We start from the raw sequence: 24,323 nt of genomic DNA on the forward strand, positions 1-24,323 counted from the left end.
CTGCGGGGCTCACCAGGCGCCCCGTCGCACCAGATGGCGGCGCAGCTTCCCGGTCGGGGTGCGCGGCAGCGACGGGACGAAGCTGACGCTGCGGGGGACCTTGAACGCGGCGAGGCTCTCCCGCGCCAGGCCGATGAGTTCGTCCGCCAGGCCGTCCCGCACCGGCTCGGCGGGGACCACGAAGGCCCGCAGCCGGCTCGCGCCCTGCCCGTCGGGCACGGCCGCGACCACCACCTCCCGCACCGCCGGATGGCGGCGCAGCACGGCCTCCACCTCCAGCGGCGCGACGGTGATGCCGCCGACCATCTCCATGTCGTCGGCCCGGCCCAGATGCCGGAAGGAGCCGTCCGGTTCGCGGCACGCCCGGTCGCGGGTGGCCAGCCAGCCGCCGACCAGGGTCCTGGCGGTCTCCTCGGGCCGGTTCAGATAGCCGGGCGTCACCGTCGGCCCGCGCACCCACATCTCGCCCGCCTCGCCGTCCGGCACCGGGTGGCCGTCCCGGTCCCGCAGCTCCACCTCGAAGCCGGGCACGGGGCGGCCGACGGTGCCCGGGTGGTTGTGGGCGAAGCCGTTGGCGCAGAACGCGTGACCGGCCTCCGTGGAGCCGATCTGCTCCAGCACGGGCGCGCCGAGCAGCGCGGTCACCTGCTGGGCGAGCTCCTCCGGCAGCCCCTCGCCGGCCGACACCGCGGCCCGCACCGAGGCGAAGCAGCCCTCGTGCCCGTGGCCCCGCCCGGCCACCAGCGCGGCGTACGCGGACGGCACGGAGTACAGCAGCGTCACCCGGTGGCGGGCGACGAGTTCGTCGATGGTCGCCGGGGTGGGGCGCCGGTCCACCAGCACCGCGGACGAGCCGGAGAACAGCGGGAAGACGAAGGCGTTGCCGAAGCCGTAGGCGAAGAACAGCTTCGACACCGACAGGGTGACGTCCTCCGCGGTGATCCGCAGCACCCGCCGGCCGACGAGGTCGTGGTACGTCCGTGGGTCGCCGTGCGTGTGCACGACGCCCTTGGGGCGGCCCGTGGTGCCGGAGGTGTACTGGACGTAGAGCGGGGTGTGCGCGTCGGCCTGGTGGGCGGGCGCGGGCTCGGCGGCGGGGGCGAGCGCCATGAGCTGGTCGGCGCCCAGACGGGCCCGTCCGGGGAACCGCTCCTCCAGGCCCGGCCCCGTCACACAGAGCACGGCCCCGGTGTCCTTCCCCAGGAACGTGTGGTCGGCCGCGGGGAGTTCGGGGTTGACCAGGACCGCGACGGCGCCGAGACGGGCGGTGGCGAGGAAGGCCGTCACCCAGGCGAGGGAGTCGGGCAGCGCCAGCAGCACCCGGTCCCCGGGGCGTACCCCGTGTCCGGCGAGCACGGTGGCGGCCCGGGCCGCGAGGCCGTGCACCTCGCCGTGGGTCCAGGCCCGGTGCCCCTGGTGGAAGGCGGTCCGCCCGCCCCACCCACGCCGCTCGGCGAGATCCGCGAGCTGGGCCGCGAGGTTCCCGGGCGCCTCGGCCTCGAAGGGATGCGGCGCGACCTGCGGACTGGTCATCGCCGGGCCTCCCCGTCCGCCCCGGCCCGGTCACCCGGCGGGGCCTGCCGCCGGACCCGGTCGGCCGTGTGCTGGTGCAGGGCCCGCATCGGGGCCGCGGTCTTCAGCAGCATCTCCTCGTACTCCGCGTCCGGATCGGAGCCGAGGACGATCGCCCCGCCCGCGCCGAGATGCATCTGGCCGTCGGCGAACACGGCGGTACGGATGACGATGCTGAGATCCGCGCCGCCGCCGCACCCGAAGTAACCGAGGGCGCCCGAGTACACGCCCCGGGCCTCGGACTCCAGCGAGTCGATGATCTCCAGCGTGCGCAGCTTCGGCGCGCCGGTCATCGAGCCGCCGGGGAAACAGGCCCGGACACAGTCCACCGCGTCCGTGTCCGCCCGGAGCCTGCCCCGCACGGTCGAGACGAGCTGGTGCACGGTGGCGTACGTCTCCGTGGCCATGAGCTTGGAGACCCGCACCGAGCCCGTCCGGCAGACCCGTCCCAGATCGTTGCGGAGCAGATCGACGATCATCAGGTTCTCGGCCCTGGTCTTGGCGTCCGACGCCAGCGCGTCCCGCAGCCGGGCGTCCTCCTCCGGCCCGTCGCCCCTGGGCGCGGTCCCCTTGACGGGCCTGGCCTCGGCGGTGCCGTCCCGCCCGATCCGCAGGAACCGCTCGGGCGAGGACCCGGCCACCTCCAGTTCCCCGAACCTCAGGAACGCCGCGTACGGGGCCGGGTTGTCGCGGCGCAGCGTCCGGTAGAACTCCAGCGCGTCGGGCGGTGCGGGCAACCGGGCGGCGTTGGTCAGGCAGACCTCGTAACTGGTGCCCGCGCGCAACTCCCGCTTGCACGCCTCGATGTCCGCGAGGTATGTCGCCCGGTCGCGCACCAGCCACGGCTCGGCGGCGCCGGGGTCCGCCGGGGCCGGCGGCACGGGCAGGGGCGGCCGCTCCGTCGCCACGCAGGTGAGGTCGGCCAGGGCGCTCTCCAGCCAGTCGGCGGCCTCCCGAGCGGCCTGCGGGGTGTCCTCCGCGAGGCAGACGGCGTACGTGAAGCCCTCCTGGTGGTCCACCGCGATCACCCGGTCGGCGAACAGCCAGGCGGCGTCCGGGACGGGGGAGCGGTGCCGGTTGGGCGACCCGCAGTCCGCCTTCACCTCGTAGCCGAAGTAGCCGACGTACCCTCCGGTGAAGTCGAACGGCAGCCCGGTCGCGTCCACACGGCGGTTGCTCAACTGCCGCTTGAGATAGTCGAAGACACTGGCCGCGACCTTCCTCACCGGCCGGCCGGCCCGCTCTATCGCACAGCGCCCGCTGTCGACGTCGTACCGCACGAACTCGGCGAGCGGCCCGCTGCCGTCCCCGAAGAACGAGAACCGCGAACGCCCCGGCTCCACGAGCGAACTGTCCAGCCAGAACGCCCGCGAGGCTCCCGCGTACATCCGCCCGAAGGCCGCCTCGACATCCACGGCCCCGACGATCCGCCGACTGTGCAGCCGATACCCGACGCGGTGGGGGCGACGGGGCCGGGGGATGGTGGCGGCGGGAGGGGCGAGAGCGGCGTCGGAGGGGACGGAGTCCCTGACCGCCCCGCCCTCGCCACGCGCCTGACGCCCTGCGTACCGCCCACCCTCACGACCCATCCCACCGGACGGGCCGGCCCCACCGGAGGACCCAGCCTCTGCGTACGAACCGGCCGCGGAGAACCGGCCGGACCCGGCGGACGGACGGGCTTCGGAGGCAGACGCGGTCCCGGCGGACGGCGCTGCCCCGTCGGCTGTTCCGGCCGCGTCGGCCATCCCGGCCCCGCCGGAGGGCACAGCGTGGGCGGATGAACTGGTGTCGGCGGACGGATCGGCCGCGCCGGATCGACGTGGTGGGGTGCATGGACCGGCTTGGGAGGCAGACGCGGTCCCGGCGGACGGCGCTGCCCCGTCGGCTGTTCCGGCCGCGTCGGCCATCCCGGCCCCGCCGGAGGGCACAGCGTCGGCGGACGCACGGGCCCCCGCGGACGACACGGCCCCTCCGGACGGCACACCCCCGCCCGACCACCCTTCCCCAGCGGAAGGCACACCTCCGCCCGACCACCCGCCCCCGTCGGCAGACGCAGCCACAGCCACCCCGGCCCCCGGGATCACCGCCGCCCGGGCCGCAGCCGCAGCCGCAGGCCGACGGGCCGCTGTCGGTGGCAAAGACACCCCCGCCTCGCACTCCGGTACCGCCACCCGGCGTCGGACCGCCTCCGGTGACCAGGACGGCACCGCCGTGTTCTTCGTGCGCAGCTTGCCGGCCCGCTTCGCGGTGAGGTTGCGGAAGTTCACGAGCATGCGATGGCCGAACTCCGTGAGGACGGACTCCGGGTGGAACTGCACGCCCCACAGCGGCCGGGTGCGGTGCCGCAGGCCCATCAGGACGCCGTCCTCCGCCCAGGCCGTGGCCTCCAGCGTCTCCGGCAGCGGTTCGCGCACGGACAGCGAGTGGTAGCGGACGGCGGTGAAGTTCTGCGGCAGGCCCTGGAACAGGTCACGCTCGTCATGCCGGATCGTGGAGAGATGCCCGTGCCGCGGCACCGGCGCGGGCCCCACCACCCCCCGCTCCCCGAGCGCGATCCCCTGATGGCCGAGACACACGCCGAGCACCGGAACCGGGGAGGTCGCGACCAGCCTGGCCGTGATGCCGAAGTCACGCGCGTCCGCCGGGTGTCCGGGCCCCGGGGACACCACCAGGTTGTCGAACTCCCGGAGATCCGGCACCCCGTCGACGGCGGCGTCGTTGCGGACGACCACCGGCTCCTCGCCGTTGACCTCGGCGATCAGCTGGAACAGGTTGTACGTGTACGAGTCGTAATTGTCGATGAGCAGGGTCTTCACCCGCCCACCTCCCTCTGTTCGTTCGCGGGCCTACACGGCCCGGCGTTTGTGCCGGCCGCGGAGCGCCTGGAGCGACGGGTACAGCCATTTCCTGAAGAAACGCTGGAGCCGCGGCATGAGAATCCAGGTGACAAGGGCCGTCACGCACAGGCATAACAACAACGTGCGGATCAGCGCATTGAGGTCACCGAGATAGGGAAGCACCGTCAGATTGAACAGGAGCACCGGCGGAAAAACCGCGCTCATATTCACGAACCACAGTTTCCATTTCGACGGCGGAGCCGGCGGCGCGGGTGTCAGAGTCTGCGCCTCGAACCAGGCCCGGGCCCCCCGCACCCGCCTGCGCGCCGCCTCCTGGGCGAGTCCGTCCAGCCGGGCGTCCCACTGTGCCCGGGAGGGCGAATTCTCCCAGGCCAGGGCCGAACCCTCGCTGGCGAAGCGATAGACGACATGCCACTCCGCCCCTCCGTCGACAAGTACCCCACCCCCCAGAAACCCCGGTTGCCGCGCGGTCGCGCCCAGCATGGCCCACCCCCAGGAGTGGAAGTCGGCCGCACGGCCCGGCGTCACGCGATAGGCCACGGTGACCGTGACGGGATTACTGGTCACGCCGTCCCATACGGAAAGCGGTTCACTCGCGTTCAAGATTCAACAAACAATTTTCCGATCGTCCGGAACGTGAAGCTTTTCAGCAGGTGGGAAACACCGGGACCTCCGGTCCCTCGCCCCGCTCGGCCGGCGCCTCCCCGAACCGCGCCAGCGCCAGCGCCCCGGCCACCGCCACCGGGAAACCGAGCACCGCCGGCCAGCCCAGCCCGGGCCGCGTACGGTCCCCGAGCCACACCACGCCGATCAGTGCGGGCGCCACCGTCTCCCCGAGAACCAGCGCGGCGGTCGCGGTGGTCACCGACCCCCGCTGGAGGGCGGAGGTCAGCAACAGGAACGCGGCCCCGCCGCCGAGCAGCAGCGCGTACACCGCCGGGTTCGTGACGAGCGCACCGGGCGTCAGCCGGTCGATCAGCCGCACCGCCACCTCCACCACCCCGAACCCCAGCCCGGCACCCAGGCCGAGCGCGAGCGCCCGCCCCCGCTCCGGCAGCCGCCCTCCCACCGCCCCGAGCAGCAGCACCCCGCCCGCCGCCGCCGGCATCGCCCACTTCAACCAGACCGGCCCGCCCTCGTCGCCCTCCGCCCCGGACGCCGCCCCCAGCAGCGCGAGCCCGGCGCACACCACCCCCACCGCCGACCACTCCATGCGGCTCAGCCGCACCCTGAGCAGCCACGCCGCCACCACGGCCGTCACGGCGAGACTCGCGGCCAGCGCCGCCCCCACGGCGTAGATCGGCACCGACCGCAGCGCGACGATCTGGAGCAGGAACCCGAGCCCGTCCACCCCGAGCCCGAGCAGATACCGCCACTGCCGCAGCGCCCGCCACAACAGCGCCACGTCCCCGCCGGGACCGCTCGCCACCGCCCGCGCGGCCATCGCCTGCAGCACCGTCGCCGTACCGAAGCAGACCGCCGCGCCAAGGGCGCACACCATTCCAAAAATCACAAAACGACAGTAGGTGAGGGGGTGTGAGCCCGGGGGTCCTGCGCGCCCGTTCACACCGGTCTCTAGGCTGAACCCTCGGCAGTGCATGACAGGAACACGCAGTACACGACGGGGACACGGGGAGACACGCACATGGCTGAAACACGGCGACGACTGCGCTCGAGCACGGTGGTGCTGGGCGGCATGGGCGTCCTCGCGGCGGCCCTGTCCGCCTGCGGCTCCGACCCGGACCGCCGCTGCGTGGACCGGGACAGCTACGACTACATCAACGGCTACAAGATCGTCGCCGACAAGAACTGCACGTCCGGATCCTCGTCCTCCTCCTACGGCAAGGGCCGCAAGAAGACCGGCAAGACCAAGGGCACGAACGCCGACTGGTACTACGACGCCGACGTCAGCGGCCGCTACGCCGACAACGGCACCTTCAGCCGCAGCGAGGCCGTCGACCGGGGCGGCTTCGGCTGCTCGGGTTCCGGCAGCGGCGGCGGCTGACCGGGGTCGTACGCACATGGAACGCCGCACCATCACCCCCCGCCCCGGCTGGCAGCAGACCGTCGAGGAACAGGGCCTGATCTACCCCCTCACCCGCTACCCCGACGACTCCCTGCGCCCCTACTGGGACGAGAGCGCCTACTACGCCTTCACTCTCCCGGAGGTCGAGGCCCTGGAAGAGGTCGTCGAGGAGCTCCACGGCATGTGCCTGGCGGCGGCCGACCACATCGTCGCGGAGGACCGTTTCGCGGACCTGGGCATCACCGACCCCCGCGTGGCCCGCACGGTCGCCGAGTCCTGGCACCGGCGCGCCGAACTCCCCTCCGTCTACGGCCGTTTCGACCTCCGCTACGACGGCACCGGCCCGGCCAAACTCCTGGAGTACAACGCCGACACCCCCACCTCGCTGGTGGAGGCCGCATCCCCCCAGTGGTTCTGGATGGAGGACCGCTTCCCCGGCGCCGACCAGTGGAACTCCCTCCACGAACGCCTGATCGACGCCTGGCGGAAACAGGCCGCCCTCCTCCCGCCGGGCAGCCCCCTGTACTTCGCGTACTCCTCCGCCGACGAACTCGGCGAGGACATGATGACGGTCGCCTACCTCAAGGAAACCGCCGAGCAAGCCGGTCTGGACACCGACTGGATCGCCATGGAGGAGATCGGCTGGGACCGCCTCTCCGGCCGCTTCGTCGACAACCGCCTCCGCTTCATCCGCAGCATCTTCAAGCTCTACCCCTGGGAGTGGCTCACCACCGACCGCTTCGCCGATCACGTCCTGGACACCCTCGACAACGGCGGCGGCACGGGCACGACCCTCTGGATCGAGCCGGCCTGGAAAATGCTCCTCAGCAACAAGGCCCTGCTGGCGATCCTCTGGGACCTCTACCCCGACCACCCCAACCTCCTCCCGGCGTACCTGGACGGCCCCCGGGACCTGTCCACGAACGGCTGGGCGGCCAAGCCCCTCCTGGGCCGAGAGGGTGCGGGCGTCACGATCCACGAGCCCGGCTCCCCTCCCGCCCTCCGCGACGAACCGTGCTGCTACCAGCAACTGGCCCCGCTCCCCGACTTCGACGGCAACCGCGTGGTCCTGGGCGCGTGGGTCGTGGAGAACGAGTCGGCGGGCCTGGGCATCCGTGAGAGCTCGGGCTTGATCACGGACGAATACGCCCGCTTCCTGCCGCACGTGATCCTTTAGAACTCCCACGGGCATCGGAGAGCGATCAGCTGCACTGGCTTGATCGCATCGCTCGCCCGCCATGGGCGTCTCCTCACAGACAACCCACAGACTCCCCGCCCCCGTCCTAGGTGACGCGAGAGGCGCCCGGGACCGACGGGACGTCTGCGCACGGGGTTTTGAGGAGAGGATCATTGATCCGTGCCCGGCGAATATGTGTGACCGCCGTGGCGGTGCTGGCGGCCCTGGCGGGCTCGCCCGGACTGGCACAGGCGGAACAGCCCCACGCACCGGGGATGTTGAGCGCGGCGGACGACAACCCACTTCCGCCGGGGTGGCGGATCGACGGGGAGGGCGGGGCGCGTGAGCTGGTCTGGCGTGCGCCGAAGGCCGTGCCGATGGGGGACGCGCGGGTCGAGTTCCGTACCGGGGACCGGCTGCTCGGGGTGCCGAAGCCGGCGAGGGACGGGCGGACCTTCCGGCTCGCCGTCGGCGAGGCGCGGTCCGAGCAGCTGACGGACCTTCATGTGACGGCCGCGGGGCGCCGGCTGGACGCGGCGGCCGACGACACGCACAGGTCCGGCTCGCGCGTGGCACGGACGCCCGCGCAGGCGCCGGCGAACGGCGTCGACCCGGGCAAACCCGGCTCGTACCGCACGGTCACCGGGCAGTACGACCTCGCCCCGGTGCGCCTGCCCGGGTACGCCGCTCCGGTGGAGATGACCGCCAAGGTGGTGGCGCCGAAGGGTGCCACCGGCAGCCGGCCGCTCGCGCTGTTCCTGCACGGCCGCCACGGCACCTGCTACAAGCCGGGCTCCGAGGACGACGTGACCGGCGACTGGCCCTGTGCGGACGGCTACAAGCCGATCCCGAGCCACCTGGGCTATCTGCGCGACCAGCGACTGCTGGCCTCCCAGGGCTATGTGACGGTGTCGATCTCGGCGAACGGCATCAACGCCCAGGACTGGGAGGCCGAGGACGCCGGCGCGCAGGCGCGTTCCTCGCTGGTACGGCAGCACCTCGCCCGCTGGGCCGACTGGGCCGCCCATCGCTCTTCCGCCCCGGCCGTCGTACGCAAGGCGGCGAAGGCGGACCTCTCCCATGTCCTGCTCGTCGGCCACTCGCGCGGTGGCGAGGGCGTCAACCGGGCCGCCATGGACAGCCTCTACCCGCCGCCGGCCGCCGAGGACGGCTACCGGGGCCCGGTGCGCTGGAAGGTGCGCGGGACCGTGCTCATCGGACCGACGATCTTCGGTCAGAATCCAGTCGCCGACGTGCCGTCCGTGACGCTGCTGCCGGGCTGCGACGGCGACGTGTCGGACCTGCAGGGCGAGGACTTCGTCGACGGCACCCGGGGGATCAGCCGGGGCACCGCGCTGCACAGCGCGGTCTACATGGTCGGCGCCAACCACAACTACTTCAACAGCGAGTGGACCCCGGGCGAGGCCGTCGCACCGGCCAGGGACGACTTCGGGACCGACCCGGAGCAGCCGGACCCGGTGTGCTCGCCGGGTGCCGCGACCCGGCTGACCGCCGCCCAGCAGCACAAGGCGGGCGCCACGTACATCGCCGCCGCGGCCCGGCTCTTCCTCGCCGGTGACGATCGGGTGCTTCCGCTGCTCGACGGTTCCGGCAAGCGGGCCCCGTCCGCGGACCCGGCCCGGGTGCTGACCCACGCGGTCGGCGGCCGCCGCAGCGGTGGCTTCCTGCCGGACGGCGGGGCGAAGGTGACCGGCGCCCGGCTGTGCTCGGCGATCGACCCCGACCCGGCCGTGGCCTGTCTGGACCCCAAGACCCCCGGAGCGTCACCGCACTTCGCGTCGTGGGAGACGGAACAGGAGACCGGCCGCGGCGCGGTGGGCCTGAAGTGGTCCGCGCCGGGCCGGGCCGCGCGTCTCACTCCGGCCGAGCCGCTCTCCCTCCGCGGCTCCCAGAAGCTCGCGCTCCGGCTCTTCGTACCGCCGAACACGACCGGCACGAAGTTCGACGTGTCCGTCACCGACTCCGCCAACCGTCGGGTGACGCTGGGCTCGGTCCGGGCGGACGGGCTCCCGGGCTCCGCGAACACCGCCTCCTACTGGGCTCAGGAGCTGCGCGTCCCGCTGTCGGCAGCGACCCGGGCCGGGCTCGATCTCAAGCGCGTCAAGTCCCTTGAGCTGACGCCCCGTTCGCGGTCCGGGCGGGCCTGGCTGATGGACGCCTGGGGCTGGACGCCCGGCACTTCGGCGGTGAAGGCGGCCGCACTGCCGCGTGTCGACGTGGGCCGCACGATCGTCAAGGAGGGCGACTCGGGCACCCGCACCTACCGGATCCCGGTCGAGCTCTCCGGGCACGGCAGCGGGCAGGTCCGCGTGTACGTGCTCGACCCGGACAGCGGCAGGGCCGAGAACCGCCTCGTGACCGTACGGCCCGGCAGCAAGGCGATCGACGTGCCGGTCGAGGTGAAGGGCGACACGGTCTACGGCGACGACGTGGAGCACGACATCGCCGTCAAGGCCGTCCGGGGCGCCGTCGTCGGCAAGCACCGGGGCGGGCTCACCGTCGAGAACGACGACCCCGAGCCGGTGATCACCCTGTCGCCGGTCGCGGACCGGGTGACCGAGGGACAGACGCTGACCTGGCGGTTGTCCGTGGACGCGCCCGCGGCGGTGGACCTCTGGGAGCCGGTGCGGGTGCTTCCGGTCACCGAGGGCGCCGAGCTGTCCACCAAGGACGTGGACCCGCAGTGGCTCCAGGACTGGTCCGGTGACGTGCCCGACCCCGAGCGTCCGCTGTCCGACGCGAACCTGTGGGTGTGGCTGAACATCCCGCCCGGGAGCACCGGCGTGGACTTCGTCGTGCCGACCGTGCGGGACCAGGTGGCCGAGCCGGCCGAGTCGATGCGCCTCGCACTGACCGACAGGAACGCCGAGCCGCTGCCCGGCAGGCCGGTGCTGACGGGGACGGTCCTCGACAAGCCGTGAGCACGAGGTACGAGGGTTCGTGAGCACCCTGTTGTGCGGGGCCCGGTCCGTCCGGGCCCCGCACAACCGCGAGACAAGCCACAACGACGCCCCCACCCGGCACCGACGCCCACCCGGCAGATGCTCCCCCGCCCCCTCACCCGGTAGGCTGATCGCCGGGCCGTGACTGGCGCGCTGGGATGGATGAACCATCGGGGAGCGGCCCAGCCGATGAGGGCCGTGCGCCTGGGCCGTACCGTGAACGCTGAACGCAACGTCCGGAGGTCCCCCATGCCAGCCGAGCCCCTCTCCACCGCTTCCACCGCCTACCGCGCCGCCCTCGACGTCATCCGCGCCGTCGAACCCCGCGTAGCGGACGCCATCGGCCAGGAGGTCGCCGACCAGCGCGAGATGCTCAAGCTGATCGCCTCGGAGAACTACGCCTCCCCGGCCACGCTGCTGGCGATGGGCAACTGGTTCAGCGACAAGTACGCCGAGGGCACCATCGGCCGCCGCTTCTACGCCGGCTGCCGCAACGTCGACACCGTCGAGTCCCTCGCCGCCGAGCACGCCAAGGAACTCTTCGGCGCCCGCCACGCCTACGTCCAGCCGCACTCCGGCATCGACGCCAACCTCGTCGCCTTCTGGTCGGTCCTCGCCCAGCGCGTCGAGGTCCCCGCCCTGGAGAAGGCCGGCGTCCGCCAGGTCAACGACCTCTCCGAGGCCGACTGGGCCGAGCTGCGCCGCGCTTTCGGCAACCAGCGCATGCTCGGCATGTCCCTGGACGCCGGCGGCCACCTCACCCACGGCTTCCGCCCGAACATCTCCGGCAAGATGTTCGACCAGCGCTCCTACGGCACGGACCCGGCCACCGGCCTCATCGACTACGAGGCCCTGCGCGCCTCGGCCCGCGAGTTCAAGCCGCTGATCATCGTCGCGGGCTACTCGGCCTACCCCCGTCTGGTGAACTTCCGGATCATGCGCGAGATCGCCGACGAGGTCGGCGCGACGCTCATGGTCGACATGGCGCACTTCGCCGGCCTGGTCGCGGGCAAGGTGCTCACCGGTGACTTCGACCCGGTCCCGCACGCGCAGATCGTGACGACGACCACCCACAAGTCCCTGCGCGGCCCGCGCGGCGGCATGGTCCTGTGCGACGACTCGCTCAAGGACCAGGTCGACCGCGGCTGCCCGATGGTCCTCGGCGGCCCGCTCCCGCACGTCATGGCCGCCAAGGCGGTCGCCTTCGCCGAAGCCCGCCAGGAGTCCTTCCGCGACTACGCCCAGCGCATCGTCGACAACTCCCGCGCCCTGGCCGAAGGCCTGATGCGCCGCGGCGCGACCCTGGTGACCGGCGGCACGGACAACCACCTGAACCTGATCGACGTCGCTTCCTCCTACGGCCTCACCGGCCGCCAGGCCGAGGCCGCGCTGCTCGACTCGGGCATCGTCACCAACCGCAACGCGATCCCCGCCGACCCGAACGGCGCCTGGTACACCTCCGGCATCCGCATCGGCACCCCGGCCCTGACCACCCGCGGCCTCGGCACGGCGGAGATGGACGAGGTCGCCGGCCTGATCGACCGCGTCCTCACCACCACGGAGCCGGGCACGACCAAGTCGGGCGCCCCCTCCAAGGCGGCCCACGTCCTCGACGCGAAGATCGCCGACGAGATCAGCCACCGCGCGACGGACCTGGTGGCGGCCTTCCCGCTGTACCCGGAGATCGACCTCGGCTGACGAACGCCGTCAGGGGCAGCGTCCCCAGGGGCGCGGGGAACTGCGCGACCGGCCCCCGCCGGCCCGCAGTTCCCCACGACCCGAATCACCCGAGCTCTCTGAGACAATGATGAACATGGCCAACGACCGACCCCGCGTGCTCTCCGGTATCCAGCCCACCGCCGGCTCGTTCCACCTCGGCAACTACCTCGGCGCCGTCCGCCAGTGGGTGGCCCTCCAGGAGACCCACGACGCGTTCTACATGGTCGTCGACCTGCACGCGATCACCATCCCGCAGGACCCGAAGGACCTGCGGGCGAACACGCGCCTGGCCGCCGCCCAGCTGCTCGCCGCGGGGCTGGACCCGGACCGCTGCACGCTCTTCGTCCAGAGCCACGTCCCCGAGCACGCCCAGCTCGCCTGGGTCATGAACTGCCTCACCGGCTTCGGCGAGGCCGGCCGGATGACCCAGTTCAAGGACAAGGCCGCCAAGCAGGGCGCCGAGCGCGCCTCCGTCGGCCTGTTCACGTACCCGATCCTCCAGGTCGCGGACATCCTCCTCTACCAGGCGCACGAGGTCCCGGTCGGCGAGGACCAGCGCCAGCACGTCGAGCTCACCCGCGACCTCGCCGAGCGCTTCAACGGCCGTTTCGGCCAGACCTTCACCGTCCCGAAGCCGTACATCCTGCGGGAGACGGCGAAGATCTACGACCTTCAGGACCCGTCGATCAAGATGAGCAAGTCGGCGTCCACGCCGAAGGGCCTGATCAACCTCCTCGACGAGCCGAAGGCCACCGCGAAGAAGGTCAAGAGCGCGGTCACCGACACGGACACGGTGATCCGCTACGACGCCGAGAACAAGCCGGGCATCAGCAACCTCCTCACGATCTACTCGACCCTCACCGGCGAGACCATCGGCGAGCTGGAGGAGAAGTACACCGGCAAGATGTACGGCGCGCTCAAGACCGACCTCGCCGAGGTCATGATCGAGTTCGTGACGCCGTTCCGGGCGCGCACCCAGCAGTACCTGGACGACCCGGAGACGCTCGACTCGATCCTGGCCAAGGGCGCCGAGAAGGCCCGCGCCGTCGCCGCGGAGACCCTCGCCCACGCGTACGACAAGGTCGGCTTCCTGCCCGCCAAGCACTGAACCCGCTCCCGCGCGCAGCCGTACCACCGCACAGCGCTGTACATCACGTCGGTTGCGCCTGCCTGGAACCGGGTCGTGGCCGTACAGTCGATAACCGGGTGGTCGTATCAGCGACCCGCACACCAAAACGACAGGAGACGACGTGGGGACCGTAACGATCGGTGTCTCGATCGCGGTCCCGGAGCCTCACGGCAGCGAGCTCCAGCAGCTGCGCGCGGGCTTCGGCGACGCCTCGGCTCACGGCATCCCCACGCACGTCACCCTGCTGCCGCCGACGGAGATCGACGAGTCCGCCCTGCCGACCGTCGAGGCGCATCTCGCCGAGGTCGCCGCGGCCGGCCGGCCGTTCCCGATGCGGCTGTCGGGGACCGGCACGTTCCGGCCCCTGTCCCCGGTCGTCTTCGTCCAGGTCGTCTCGGGTGCGGAGGCCTGCACGCGGCTTCAGGAGCAGGTCCGCGACCCCGCCGGGCCGGTCGCACGCGAACTGCAGTTCCCGTACCACCCCCACGTCACCGTGGCGCACGGCATCGAGGACGCGGCGATGGACCGCGCCTTCGAGGAACTCGCCGGCTACGAGGCCGAGTGGCCGTGCACCGGCTTCGCCCTCTACGAGCAGGGCGCCGACGGCGTCTGGCGCAAGCTCCGCGAGTTCCCCTTCGGCGGCCCGGTCGTCCCGCCCCAGGCCGGACACGTGGAGCGCGGCTCGGTCCCGACCTGGTGATCCGCCCGTAGGTCAGATCGGCAGCCGCCGGAACACCCCGCGCGGCAGGTGCCGCAGCGCCGCCATCACCACGCGCAGCGCGCCCGGCACCCACACCGTCTCCGAGCGGCGCCGCAGCCCCAGCTCGACGGCCGTCGCCACCGCCTCGGGCGTGGTCGCCAGTGGCGCCTCGGGCAGCCCGGCGGTCATCCGCGTCCGCACGAACCCGGGGCGGACGACCATGACGTGCACGCCCGTGCCGTACAGCGCGTCGCCCAGCCCCTGCGCGAAGGCGTCGAGGCCGGCCTTGCTGGAGCCGTAGATGAAGTTGGCGCGGCGGGCCCGCTCGCCCGCGACGGAGGACATCACGACCAGCGATCCGTGCCCCTGGGACTGGAGCGAGCGGGCGCACACCAGGCCCGCCGAGACCGCGCCGGTGTAGTTGGTCTGCGCGACCCGCACCGCCGCCTCCGGGTCCCGCTCGTCGCGGGCCTGGTCGCCGAGGAGGCCGAAGGCGAGCAGCACCATGTCGACGTCGCCCTCGGCGAAGACCTTGCCGAGCACGGCCTCGTGGGAGGTGGGGTCGAGCGCGTCGAAGGCGACGGTGTGCACGTCCGCCCCCAGCCCGCGCAACTGCCCGGCGGCCTCCTCCAGGGCGGGCGACGGGCGGCCGGCCAGCCAGACCGTGCGGGTGCGGCGGGCGATCAGCCGGCGGGCGGTGGCCAGCGCGATCTCCGACGTACCGCCGAGGACGAGCAGGGACTGGGGGAGACCGAAGGCGTCCTTCATGACAGCTCCTAGGGATCGCTCAGAGATGGAGGCGGCGGGCCAGGTCGGACACGAACACCCCGTGCGGGTCCAGCTCGGCGCGCAGGGCGCGGAAGTCGTCCAGCCGCGGGTACATCGCCGCGAGCAGGTCCGGGCGCAGCCGGGCGTCCTTGGCGAGGTAGACGCGGCCGCCAGCGGTGGCGACCTCCTCGTCGAGTTCGTCGAGAAACGCGCCGAGGCCGGGCAGGCCCGCCGGGATGTCCAGCGCCAGCGTCCAGCCGGGCACCGGGAAGGACAGCCAGCCCGGGTCGGACTCCCCGAAGCGCTTGAGGACGGCCAGGAAGGACGGGCAGCGGCGTTCGGAGATCCGGCGCACGATGCGGCGCAGGGCGTCCTCCTGGCCGTAGCCGACGACGAACTGGTACTGCACGAAACCGCCCCGGCCGTAGACGCGGTTCCAGTGCGGCACGCCGTCCAGGGGGTGGAAGAAGGCGGAGATGCGCTGGAGTCGGCCCGACCGCGTGCGGGGGGCCTTGCGGTACCAGAGTTCGTTGAAGAGGCCCACGGTCGTGCGGGTGAGCAGGCCCTCGGGGAGGAGGGAGGGGGCGGCCGGGAGGCGGGAGGTGCGGAAGGACAGCGGGTCCCGGCGCAAGCGGGCGGGGAGGGCGTCCAGGGGCGCGTGGTCGCCGCGGGTGAGGACCGCGCGGCCGGTGGCGGCGCCCCGGGCCAGCAGGTCGATCCAGGCGACCGAGTAGCGGTAGCGGTGGTCGGTGGCCGCCAGCCGGGCCATCAGGTCGTCGAGGTCCGCCGCCCGTTCGGTGTCGACCGACATCAGCGAGGTCTCGACCGGCTGGAGCCGGATCGTCGCGGTGAGGATCACCCCGGTCAGTCCCATGCCGCCCGCGGTGGCCTCGAACAGCGGCGTGCCGGGGATCACCGTGCGGATCTCGCCGTCGGCGGTGAGCAGTTCGAGGGCCAGGACGTGTCGCGCGAAGGAGCCCGAGAGGTGGTGGTTCTTGCCGTGGATGTCGGCGCCGATCGCCCCGCCGACGGTGACGTAGCGCGTGCCGGGGGTGACCGGCACGAACCAGCCGAGCGGCAGCAGCACCTCCATCAGCCGGTGCAGGGAGACGCCCGCGTCGCACAGCACGGTGCCGCCGTCGGCGTCGATCGCGTGGACGCGGTCCAGGCCCGTCATGTCGAGCACGGACCCGCCCGCGTTCTGCGCCGCGTCCCCGTACGCCCGTCCCAGGCCCCGGGGGATCCCGCCGCGGGCCCCGCAGTCGCGGACGGCCGCCACGGCCTCCTCGTACGTGCGCGGGCGGACCAGCCGGGCGGCGGTGGGAGCGGTGCGGCCCCAGCCGGTGACGGTGGCGTGGTCCAGGCCCATGACGTCCGGGTCGGAATCGGTGTCGGCAGACATGTCCGTGACCGTATCGCCCCTGTGTGAGCTATTAGTTCGAGAACATGGCATCCCTCCCCGAAACGGGTGATTAATGGGATGTCGCTCAATATTGCCGCTTTTCAGGCCAGGTGGGCGTGAACAGTGAGTCCACATGGACGACCTCGACGACCTGCACGACATGGACCACCGGATCGTTTCGGCGCTCAGGGCGTGCGGCACCGACCCGCGCGTGGCAGGCGCCGCGCGCGCGCTGTCCTGGGCGGGGGAACACGCGGCGCTGTGGCTTGCGGCGGGGCTCGCCGGAGCCGCCGTCGACGGCCCGAGACGCGGCGCCTGGCTGCGCGGCACGGCGCTCACCGCGGGGGCGCACCTCGTCAGCATGGGGGTGAAGCGGGTCGTGCGCCGCCCGCGCCCCGCGCATATCGAGCCCCTGGTGCGCACCGTCGGCCGGCACTCCTTCCCCAGCTCGCACGCCACTTCCGCCGCTGCCGCCGCCGTCGCCTTCGGCGCCCTCGGAGCGCGCGCCGTCCCGCCGCTCGCCGCCGCCGTGTGCGTCTCGCGGCTGGTGGCCGGCGTCCACTACCCCTCGGACGTCGCCGCCGGCGCGGCTCTCGGAGCGCTCACGGCCCGGCTCGGTGCCCGCTGGATGAGGGGAGGGGCCCACCATGACTGAGACGGCCCTCCTGCGGCAGCGCACCCACGAGGAGCCGTCCGCGCCACCCCGCAAGGGCGGTCTCCTAGCCGGTCTCCTGCGGACCGCGCGGCCCAAGCAGTGGGTGAAGAACGTCCTCGTGGTCGCCGCCCCGGCGGCCGCCGGCGAGCTCTTCTCCCGGCACGCCCTCCTCCAACTGGCCCTCGTCTTCGTCCTCTTCACCGCCTGCGCCGCCGCCGTCTACCTCGTCAACGACGCCCGCGACGCCGAGGCCGACCGCGCCCACCCCACCAAGCGCCACCGCCCGGTCGCCGCCGGACAGGTCCCCGTACCTCTCGCCTACGCCGTCGGCGGCGGCCTCGCCGTCCTCGCGCCCGCCGCCGCGGCCTGGCTCTGCTCTCCGGCCGTCACCGCCCTGCTGACCGCCTATCTCGGCATGCAACTGGCCTACTGCGTCAGCCTCAAGCACGTCCTCGTCGTCGACCTCGCCGTCGTCACGACCGGCTTCCTGATGCGGGCCATGGTCGGCGGGATCGCCCTCGGCATCCCGCTGTCACGCTGGTTCCTGATCACCACCGGCTTCGGCGCGCTGTTCATGGTGTCGGCCAAGCGCTACTCCGAAGCCCTGCAGATGGCCGGAAAGGAGGGCGCCACGCGCGCGTTGCTCACCGAGTACACCACCGGCTACCTCCGCTTCGTCTGGCAGCTCGCCGCCGGTGTCGCGGTCCTCGGCTACTGCCTGTGGGCCATGGAGGAGGGCGGCGTCCCGCACACCAGCGTGCTGCCCTGGCGGCAGCTGTCCATGGTCGCCTTCATCCTGGCGATCCTCCGGTACGCCGTCTTCGCCGACCGCGGCACGGCCGGCGAACCCGAGGACGTCGTCCTGCGCGACCGGGCGCTCGCCCTCATCGGCCTGGTGTGGATGGCGATGTACGGCCTGGCGGTGGCCAATTGGTGACCACGCGCGCGTGGTCGGCCCCCACGGCCCCCGGTCGCCGGGAGCTCCTGGGCTTCGCCGCCGCCGGTCTCCTCGCCTACGCCGTCGACCTGGCCCTGTTCACCTGGCTGCGCGGCCCCGCCGGACTCGGCCCGCTCACCGCCAAGGCCCTGTCCTTCCTGGCGGCCTGCTCGGTCGCCTACGCGGGCAACGCCCTCGGCACCTACCGCGACAGGCGGATCAGCGGCCTGCGCCCCTACGCCGCGTTCTTCCTGGTGAACCTCGCCGGCGCCGCCGTCCAACTGCTGTGCCTGGCCGTCAGCCACTACGGCCTCGGACTCACCTCGCAGCGCGCCGACACCGTGTCCGGCGCGGTCATCGGCATGGCGTTGGCCACAGTCCTCAGGTTCTGGGGTACCCGTACATGGGTCTTCCGGGCGGAGGGCAGAGTCGGATCATGGACTGGCTGAAAAGGCTCCCGGTCGTCGGGCCGTGGGCAGAGCGGCTGATGATCACCCACGCGTGGCGGTCGTACGAGCGGTTGGACCGCGTGAAGTGGACGCGGCTGGCCGCCGCGATGACCTTCACCAGCTTCGTCGCGCTGTTCCCGCTGCTGACGGTGTCCGCCACCATCGCCGCCGCCACGCTCAGCACCGAGCAGCAGAACAAGCTCCAGGACAAGCTCGCCGAGCAGGTGCCCGGCATCTCCGACCAGCTGGACATCGCCGGCCTGGTGGACAACGCCGGAGCCATCGGCCTCATCGCGGGCGCGCTGCTGTTCTTCACCGGTGTCAGCTGGGCCGGCTCGATGCGCGAGTGCCTGCGCGCCGTGTGGGAGCTGCCCGACGAGGAGGAGAACCCGGTCCTGCGCTACGCCAAGGACGCGGGCGTCCTGATCGGCCTCGGCGGCGCGCTCCTCGTCACCATCGCCGCCTCCACCGTCGCCTCCGCGATGATCGGCTGGATCACCCGGCACCTGGGCATCGACGAGGGCGGCTGGAGCGGCGTCCTGCTGCACATCGCCGCGTTCCTGATCGCCGTGCTCGCCGACTTCCTGCTCCTGCTCTACGTCCTGACCCTGCTGCCCGGCGTCGAGCCCACGCGCCACCGCCTGGTCGTGGCGGCGCTGACCGGCGCGGTCGGCTTCGAACTGCTGAAGCTGCTGCTCAGCGGCTATTTGCAGGGTGTGGCCGGGAAGAGTATGTACGGCGCGTTCGGCGTGCCCGTCGCACTGCTGCTGTGGATCAACTTCACCTCGAAGCTGGTGCTGTTCTGCGCCTCCTGGACGGCGACGCAGAGCAAGGAGGACGAACGTCCGGATCTCCCGGAGGGCCCGGGCGGCCCGGGCGGCACCGACGTCAGGGGCGAGTCCGGCGGCGCACCAGATCCGGCAGCGGCCAACGGCGGTTGACCAGGAACGCGCCGCCCGCCAGCAGCACCAGCACACCGCCGGTGATGCCGAGCGCGATCCCGATGCCGGTGGAGCCGTCCGCGGCCCGGGCGCTGGCCACCGGCTTCGAACCGGTCCCGGCCGTGCCGCCCACGCCGCTCCCCGAGCCGCCGGCCTCGCCGGAGAGGTTCGCGCCGGGCTCGGAACTGGCCTGCGCGGCGCCCTTCGGCGGCACCAGCTCACCCACGGGCTGCACCTTCCCGGCCGCCTTGAAGCCCCAGTCGAACAGCCGCGCGGTCTCCTTGTAGACCTCGTTGTGCTCAGGCTTCTCCGGGTTCATCACGGTCACCAGCAGCACCTTGCCGTCCCGCTCGGCGACGCCGGTGAAGGTGGCGCCGGCGTTGGTGGTGTTGCCGTTCTTGACGCCGGCGATGCCCTGGTAGACGGGCAGGTCCGCGTCGCCGCTCAGCAGCCGGTTGGTGTTCTGGATCTCGAAGGACTCGCGGACCGGCTTGCCCTTCTTGTTCTTCTTCGTCTGGCCCGGGAACTTCGCGCTGACCGTCGAGCAGTACTCCCGGAAGTCCTTCTTCTGCAGCCCCGAGCGGGCGATCAGCGTCAGGTCGTACGCCGACGAGACCTGCTTCTCGGCGTCGTAGCCGTCCGGGCTGACGACGTTCGTGTCGAGGGCCTGGAGCTCCTCGGCGTGCTCGTTCATCTCCTTGACGGTGTTGTCGACGCCCTTGTTCATGGCCGACAGCACGTGCACGGCGTCGTTGCCGGAGCGCAGGAAGACGCCGAGCCACAGGTCGTGGACGGTGTAGGTCTCGTCCTCCTTTATCCCGACCAGGCTGGAGCCCGCGCCCATGCCCGCCAGGTCGGAGGGGACGACCTTGTGCTTGGCCGTCCTCGGGAACTTCGGCAGCAGCGTGTCCGCGAACAGCATCTTCAGCGTGCTCGCCGGGGCCAGCCGCCAGTGCGCGTTGTGCGCGGCCAGCACGTCACCCGACTCGGCGTCGGCGACGATCCAGGAGCGGGCGCTCACGTCCTTCGGCAGCACCGGCACGCCGCTCGCCAGGTTCACCTGCGTGCCCGGCTGCCCGAGCCGGGCGCCGCCCACGGTCGACATCGACGCCGGGGGAGTGGCCGACGGGCTCGCCGAGGCGCTGCCCGAGGGGCTCGGGGCCGCGACGGCGGCGGGCGCGGCCAGGGCGAGGGACGACAGGACGGCGGAGGTGACCAGCAGGGATCGCCTGGTGGTCTTCTTCGGAGCGGGCACGATCGGAAACGTACATGCCGTTCGGGGGGAAGTCCCGTGCGTGCCCCCACCCCGGGAACGGAACCGGACACGCACTGGCGATACTGGTCCCATGAAGCTCAGCCGCCCCGTCTCCTGGTTCCTGCTCGCCTTCGGGGTGTGGAGCTGGGTCATCTGGATCACTTTCGTCAAGAACCTTGTCAAGGACAGCAGCGGGCTCGCCTTCGACGACGGTCATCCCACGGCGTACTTCTGGGTGCACCTGCTGCTCGCCGTCGTTTCCTTCGTATTGGGGACGGCCATCGGGGCCATCGGGTTGCGTGGTCTGCGCGCACTGCGCCGGACGTCATAGCGGCATTCGGGAGACACGACACCGTGGCCATCGTCTTCGTACTCGTCGCAACGCTCGTCCTGGCCGTCATCGTGACGGCCAACTGGTACGTGTGGCGCCGCCTGTTCCGCGACACCACTCGCGGCCCGGGCCTCACCCGCCGCACGGGCGCGGCCCTGATCGCAGGCGGCTGGCTCCTCGCGATCACGGCCCTGGTGGCCGAACGCACCGGCGCCCCGTTCTGGCTCCAGCAGGTCCTGGCCTGGCCGGGCTTCCTGTGGCTGGCCCTGTCGATATACCTGCTGCTGGCGGTCGTGGCGGGGGAGGCCGTACGGCCACTGCTGCGGTGGTTCGTCGAGCGGCGGGCGAGGGCGAGGGGAGCGGCCCCGGAGCACGGGCCGGCGGTGACGGCCGACACCCCGGCGGCACCCGACGCCGCCCGCGCCGCACGCCCGCCCGCCGAGCCCGGCGGACCGACGGCTTCGGCGGCGGCCACGCCGAAGGCGGAGAGCGGCGCCGACGTGCGCGGTGGAGTGACGGCTTCGGAGGCGGCCGGGCCGCAGGCGGACGGTGCCGATATGCCTGGCGGGGCGACGGCGACGGCGGCCGTGCAACAGGCGGACCGTGCCGGTGTGCCCGGCGAGGCACGCGCGTCACAGGAGAGCCACGCCGGTCTGCCTGCCGGAGCAGCCGCCTCCGCGGCGGTGGCCGACCGGCAGGCGGAAGTCGGCGCCGGTGTGCCCGGCGGGGCAGGTGCGCCGCAGGAGAGCCACGTCCGTGCGCCCGGCGCCGCGACCGCTTCCGCCACCGCCCCTCACCCGCAGGCCGACCCCCCACCCGCCACCCCCGACACCTCACCGCGGCCGCTCACCACCCCAGCCGCCACCGACACCACCCTCTTCACCCCCGCTGGCCCGTCCCGCCGCCTCTTCGTCTCCCGGGTCGTCGCCGGGGCCGCCGCGGCCGCTGCTGTCGGGACCGTGGGGTACGGGACGTACGGCGTGCTGCGCGGGCCCAAGGTGAAGCGGGTCACCGTGCCCCTGGCCAAGCTGCCGCGCGCCGCGCACGGGTACCGGATCGCCGTGGTCAGTGATGTGCACCTCGGCCCGGTCCTGGGCCGCGGCTTCGCGCAGAAGGTCGTCGACACGATCAACGCGACGCAGCCCGACCTGATCGCGGTCGTCGGCGACCTGGTGGACGGCAGCGTGAAGGACCTGGGCCCCGCGGCGGCCCCGCTGGCGCAGCTGAAGGCCCGTCACGGGTCCTACTTCGTCACCGGGAACCACGAGTACTTCTCCGGCGCCGAGCAGTGGGTCGAGGAGGTCCGCCGCCTCGGACTCACCCCCCTGGAGAACGCCCGCAGGGAGATGCCGTACTTCGACCTGGCCGGAGTCAACGACGTCGCCGGCGAGGACGAGGGCCAGGGCCCCGACTTCGCCCGCGCCCTCGGCGACCGCGACACGGCACGCGCGTGCGTGCTGCTCGCCCACCAGCCCGTGCAGATCCACGACGCCGTCGAGCACGGCGTCGACCTCCAGCTGTCCGGCCACACCCACGGCGGCCAGCTCTGGCCCGGCAACCTCATCGCCGCCGCCGCGAACCCGACCGTCGCGGGCCTGGAGCGCTACGGCGACACCCAGCTCTACGTCTCACGCGGCGCGGGCGCCTGGGGCCCGCCCACCCGGGTGGGGGCACCGTCGGACATCACCCTGATCGAGCTGGCGTCGCGGCAGGCCTGACCCTGTGAGAAAGCTGTGAAACCGGACCGAAACGTGCATCGGTAAGTTCTTTCCCAACTCAGCAGATCTCCCTTCCGCCCGCTCAAACACCTGTGATTGGGTGAGGCCGCCACAAAGGGGTGTGGCACTGGCACAAGGGCCCACGGGCCTGGGAGGGCAAGGCCGATGCGATCGGTTCGCATGCGGATACTCGCGGGACTGCTCGTCCTGGCGGCCGTGGGCGTGGGCGCCTGGCAGCTCGTGCCGTCGAAGAAGGACGGTACGGCCATCACGGTCGGCACGACGGACGCCGTCACGTCCCTCGACCCGGCCGGCGCCTACGACGCCGGATCCTGGGCGCTGTTCAGCAACGTCTTCCAGTCGCTGCTCACCTTCGCCCCGGGCGGCACGGCGCCCGTACCGGACGCGGCCAGGAGCTGCGCGTTCGCCGACGGCGACCTGACGACGTACCGCTGCCGGTTGCGCTCCGGCCTCACCTTCCCGAGCGGCCGGACGATGACCGGCGAGGACGTGAAGTACTCCTTCGACCGGATCATGAGGATCAAGTCCGCGGTCGGCCCGGCATCCCTGCTGGACACCCTGCGTTCCGTGGATGCCGAAGGGCTGACCGTCACCTTCCACCTGTCCTCGCCCGACGCCACGTTCCCGTTCAAGGTGGCCACCGGCGCGGGCTCGATCGTCGACCACACCGCGTACCCGGCCGACAAGCTGCGCACCGGCAGCGGTGTCGACGGCACCGGCCCGTACACCCTCACCTCCTACACGAAGGACGCCGAGGCGGTCCTCGCGCCCAACAGCCGCTACCAGGGCGCGGTCAAGGGTGGTGCGAACCGGCCCGTCGAACTGCGCTACTACGCCACCCCCGCTGCCCTGGACACCGCGTGGAAGGACAAGCGCGTCGAGGTCACGACCGACCAGCTGCCGCCCGCGGTCCTCGCCGATCTGAACCCGAGCGATCCCGCGCAGCGCGTCTTCGAGGCGGACGGTTCCGAGACCCGCAACCTGTACTTCAACACCCGCGCGGGCAAGCCCCTGCACAACCCGAAGGTCCGGCAGGCGATGGCCTGGCTCATCGACCGGGAGCGGCTGGCCGCCACCGTCTACGACGGCACCGTAGACCCGCTGTACTCCCTGATCCCGGCGGGCCTCACCGGGCACACCGCCTCGTTCTTCGACGACTATCCCGAGCCGGACCCGAAGAAGGCGCGGAAGCTGCTCACCCAGGCCGGTGTGACCCTGCCCGTCCGCTTCACCTACGGCTACGCCAAGGGCCGCGGCGCCGGTGCGCAGGAGGCCGCCGAGATCAAGCGGGAGCTGGAGGCGAGCGGCCTGTTCGAAGTCACCCTCAAGGGCTACGAGTGGACCGACTTCCAGAAGCGCTGGGCGAGCGGCGAGCTCGACGCGTACGCCGTCGGCTGGGTCGCCGACTTCCCCGACCCGGACACCTTCCAAGCCGCGCTCGTCGGCACCGGCAGCGCCATGAACACCGGCTACAGCAGCAAGACCGTCGACCGGCTCATCAAGGACAGCCAACGCTACGCCGACCGCGGCGAGGCCGACCGGGACTTCCAGTCGGTGCAGCAGACCGTCGCCCAGGACGTGCCGGTGCTGCCGCTGTGGCAGGGGAAGGAGTACGTCGTCACCACGGAGGACATCGGCGGCGGCCAGTACCTGTCGGACGGCACGGGCGTGTTCCGCCTCTGGAGCCTCACACAGCTCTGAC

General features: G+C 72.5%; 20 protein-coding genes and 1 riboswitch. Of the genes, 13 read left to right on the top strand and 7 right to left on the bottom strand.

Going from position 1 to position 24,323, the window contains the following annotated elements; translation table 11 throughout:
• Positions 1-9 precede the first annotated feature (9 nt).
• From QF034_RS25330 to QF034_RS25345, 4 genes are all read right to left on the bottom strand, one after another.
• Entirely contained in the window at positions 10-1,533 is a 1,524-nt protein-coding gene (locus QF034_RS25330) for an AMP-binding protein (RefSeq protein WP_307177090.1), read from the bottom strand.
• Positions 1,530-4,388, bottom strand: coding sequence for an aminodeoxychorismate synthase component I (gene pabB / locus QF034_RS25335; RefSeq protein WP_307177091.1), 2,859 nt, complete (start codon positions 4,386-4,388; stop codon positions 1,530-1,532). The genes QF034_RS25330 and pabB overlap by 4 nt, the downstream gene beginning before the upstream one ends.
• Before the next feature lie 30 nt (positions 4,389-4,418).
• On the bottom strand, positions 4,419-4,997 hold the full coding sequence (locus QF034_RS25340; protein ID WP_307177092.1) for an antibiotic biosynthesis monooxygenase: 579 nt from the start codon (positions 4,995-4,997) through the stop codon (positions 4,419-4,421).
• 79 nt (positions 4,998-5,076) lie between these two features.
• Positions 5,077-5,931 carry a DMT family transporter gene (locus QF034_RS25345; RefSeq protein WP_307177093.1) on the bottom strand — a complete coding sequence of 285 codons (855 nt, stop codon included), beginning with the start codon at positions 5,929-5,931 and terminating at the stop codon, positions 5,077-5,079.
• Between the two features lie 144 nt (positions 5,932-6,075).
• On the opposite strand from QF034_RS25345, the gene QF034_RS25350 reads away from it, so the two are divergent.
• The 6 genes from QF034_RS25350 to QF034_RS25375 all read left to right on the top strand — a co-directional run bounded on the left by QF034_RS25350 (position 6,076) and on the right by QF034_RS25375 (position 14,144).
• On the top strand, positions 6,076-6,435 hold the full coding sequence (locus QF034_RS25350) for a hypothetical protein (RefSeq protein WP_307177094.1): 360 nt from the start codon (positions 6,076-6,078) through the stop codon (positions 6,433-6,435).
• Between the two features lie 16 nt (positions 6,436-6,451).
• Positions 6,452-7,633: a glutathionylspermidine synthase family protein gene (locus QF034_RS25355; RefSeq protein WP_307177095.1), complete on the top strand. Its 1,182-nt coding sequence runs from the start codon at positions 6,452-6,454 to the stop codon at positions 7,631-7,633.
• A 197-nt stretch (positions 7,634-7,830) separates the two neighbouring features.
• Positions 7,831-10,575, top strand: coding sequence for an alpha/beta hydrolase (locus QF034_RS25360; RefSeq protein WP_307177096.1), 2,745 nt, complete (start codon positions 7,831-7,833; stop codon positions 10,573-10,575).
• A gap of 152 nt (positions 10,576-10,727) precedes the next feature.
• A riboswitch (ZMP/ZTP riboswitch) is annotated at positions 10,728-10,813 on the top strand.
• Between the two features lie 32 nt (positions 10,814-10,845).
• A complete protein-coding gene (locus QF034_RS25365; RefSeq protein ID WP_307177097.1) occupies positions 10,846-12,294 on the top strand; it encodes a glycine hydroxymethyltransferase in 1,449 nt (482 codons plus the stop codon).
• A gap of 115 nt (positions 12,295-12,409) precedes the next feature.
• Positions 12,410-13,423 (top strand): tryptophan--tRNA ligase, encoded by a 1,014-nt coding sequence (gene trpS / locus QF034_RS25370; RefSeq protein ID WP_307177098.1) that lies wholly within the window; start codon positions 12,410-12,412, stop codon positions 13,421-13,423.
• A 142-nt stretch (positions 13,424-13,565) separates the two neighbouring features.
• Positions 13,566-14,144, top strand: coding sequence for a 2'-5' RNA ligase family protein (locus QF034_RS25375; protein ID WP_307177099.1), 579 nt, complete (start codon positions 13,566-13,568; stop codon positions 14,142-14,144).
• Between the two features lie 12 nt (positions 14,145-14,156).
• Here QF034_RS25375 and dprE2 read toward each other — a convergent pair whose 3' ends face one another.
• Both dprE2 and dprE1 read right to left on the bottom strand, forming a co-directional pair.
• Positions 14,157-14,912 carry a decaprenylphospho-beta-D-erythro-pentofuranosid-2-ulose 2-reductase gene (gene dprE2, locus QF034_RS25380; RefSeq protein ID WP_086565116.1) on the bottom strand — a complete coding sequence of 252 codons (756 nt, stop codon included), beginning with the start codon at positions 14,910-14,912 and terminating at the stop codon, positions 14,157-14,159.
• 19 nt (positions 14,913-14,931) lie between these two features.
• Positions 14,932-16,314 (bottom strand): decaprenylphosphoryl-beta-D-ribose oxidase, encoded by a 1,383-nt coding sequence (gene dprE1 / locus QF034_RS25385; RefSeq protein WP_307177100.1) that lies wholly within the window; start codon positions 16,312-16,314, stop codon positions 14,932-14,934.
• Between the two features lie 133 nt (positions 16,315-16,447).
• On the opposite strand from dprE1, the gene QF034_RS25390 reads away from it, so the two are divergent.
• From QF034_RS25390 to QF034_RS25405, 4 genes are read left to right on the top strand one after another with little or no spacing between them, the layout of a single operon-like run.
• Positions 16,448-16,969 carry a phosphatase PAP2 family protein gene (locus tag QF034_RS25390; protein WP_307177101.1) on the top strand — a complete coding sequence of 174 codons (522 nt, stop codon included), beginning with the start codon at positions 16,448-16,450 and terminating at the stop codon, positions 16,967-16,969.
• Positions 16,962-17,906 carry a decaprenyl-phosphate phosphoribosyltransferase gene (locus QF034_RS25395; RefSeq protein WP_307177102.1) on the top strand — a complete coding sequence of 315 codons (945 nt, stop codon included), beginning with the start codon at positions 16,962-16,964 and terminating at the stop codon, positions 17,904-17,906. The genes QF034_RS25390 and QF034_RS25395 overlap by 8 nt, the downstream gene beginning before the upstream one ends.
• Complete coding sequence (locus QF034_RS25400; protein ID WP_307177103.1) at positions 17,903-18,355, top strand: GtrA family protein; 453 nt, start codon at positions 17,903-17,905, stop codon at positions 18,353-18,355. The genes QF034_RS25395 and QF034_RS25400 overlap by 4 nt, the downstream gene beginning before the upstream one ends.
• Positions 18,343-19,296, top strand: coding sequence for a YihY/virulence factor BrkB family protein (locus QF034_RS25405; RefSeq protein WP_307177104.1), 954 nt, complete (start codon positions 18,343-18,345; stop codon positions 19,294-19,296). Before QF034_RS25400 ends, QF034_RS25405 begins: the two co-directional genes overlap by 13 nt.
• Here QF034_RS25405 and QF034_RS25410 read toward each other — a convergent pair.
• Positions 19,244-20,551, bottom strand: a complete 1,308-nt coding sequence (locus tag QF034_RS25410; protein WP_370880849.1) for a D-alanyl-D-alanine carboxypeptidase family protein — start codon at positions 20,549-20,551, stop codon at positions 19,244-19,246. The two genes, QF034_RS25405 and QF034_RS25410, sit on opposite strands and share 53 nt — an antisense overlap.
• 91 nt (positions 20,552-20,642) lie before the next feature.
• Here QF034_RS25410 and QF034_RS25415 point away from each other — a divergent pair, with 91 nt between their 5' ends.
• The 3 genes from QF034_RS25415 to QF034_RS25425 all read left to right on the top strand — a co-directional run bounded on the left by QF034_RS25415 (position 20,643) and on the right by QF034_RS25425 (position 24,322).
• Positions 20,643-20,882: an SCO4848 family membrane protein gene (locus QF034_RS25415; protein WP_010047056.1), complete on the top strand. Its 240-nt coding sequence runs from the start codon at positions 20,643-20,645 to the stop codon at positions 20,880-20,882.
• 23 nt (positions 20,883-20,905) lie between these two features.
• Entirely contained in the window at positions 20,906-22,600 is a 1,695-nt protein-coding gene (locus QF034_RS25420; protein WP_307177106.1) for a metallophosphoesterase, read from the top strand.
• A 180-nt stretch (positions 22,601-22,780) separates the two neighbouring features.
• On the top strand, positions 22,781-24,322 hold the full coding sequence (locus tag QF034_RS25425) for an ABC transporter substrate-binding protein (protein WP_307177107.1): 1,542 nt from the start codon (positions 22,781-22,783) through the stop codon (positions 24,320-24,322).
• Position 24,323: the final 1 nt, after the last annotated feature.

It is taken from the genome of Streptomyces africanus, assembly GCF_030816955.1.
GTDB lineage: Bacteria > Actinomycetota > Actinomycetes > Streptomycetales > Streptomycetaceae > Streptomyces > Streptomyces africanus.